Below are 1,017 nucleotides of genomic sequence, written 5' to 3'. Positions count from 1 at the left end.
ATCCAACTGCAGATAAAAAGAACTTTTTAGAGTTACATATGGATAAAAAAATTGAATTTCTTAAAGACTACTTACCACCTTTCCTATTTAAAAACAGGAAGACTATATACAAAATTTTAAGTAAGGGAATTCATGAGTTATCCGAAGAAGAATGTGTGAAATACTACAATACCGTCAATGCGGCTATAATCATTATTCTTGAAGATAAACTTGCTATAGATGAGAAAAGAAAAAGGGATATAGAAATTAATAAAAGTTTGCAAAAAACATAATTTGAAATAAATAACTAAAACGAATCTAAGGGGTTGCAATAGCAACCTTTCTTCTATTAAAGGGAAACATACAAGGTTAATTCTCCCTGTCTTGGAACCAACCTCATAATGAATTTATCGTTTTAAAAGAATATCATTATAATGAGGTGAATATTATTGTTTATTAGCCCGATGTTATTAGAGCGAATTACCGTTGGGGATTTACAAACGGTTGACTATAAAAATAATCAAGATTACTATACAGAACTTAAATTAGATGGAATTAGGTTCCTACTTACAAAGTTTAGTGGGAAGATCCGTTTATATACTAGGCATGGGAATGAATGCACTTCAACTTTTCAGGAGCTGACAAATTTACCTATTCCAGATGGTACTATTTTAGATGGAGAAGTTATTGTAACAAAGGACGGAGTTCCTTGTTTCGAGTCTATTATGGAACGCTTTATGTCTTCTAAAAACAAAAATCCCATTCAGTATGGTGTTTTTGATATACTCTATTGCAATAATGTTGACATCATGAACCTTCCTTTATCAGAGAGGAAACAAATACTAAAAAACATTTTACCTATTGGAAATACAACCATATTTCCAGTTCCTTATATAGAGGGGAGAGCGGAGGATTACTTTACTCAGGTAGCTGAGCATGATCTTGAGGGGATTGTTATTCAAAAGGCAAGTCGCCGAGGGCGGTGGACCGGCTACCCGCGCCGGAAGGCCAGCAGCCGGTACTCCGGGTCGCCGCGCC

General features: G+C 35.1%; 2 protein-coding genes. Both read left to right on the top strand.

The annotated features are described in order from the left end of the window. On the top strand, positions 1–272 hold a 272-nt coding region (locus tag ABZ565_RS35830), incomplete at its 5' end, for a hypothetical protein (protein WP_361036510.1). 171 nt (positions 273–443) lie between these two features. Further along, positions 444–1,017: hypothetical protein (locus ABZ565_RS35825; protein WP_361036507.1), on the top strand; the 574-nt coding region annotated here is incomplete at its 3' end.

This window comes from Streptomyces sp. NPDC016469, from assembly GCF_040632905.1.
Lineage (GTDB): Bacteria > Actinomycetota > Actinomycetes > Streptomycetales > Streptomycetaceae > Streptomyces.
Note: the sequence above shows the minus strand (reverse complement) of the source record. Positions and strands in the feature narration are given on the sequence as shown.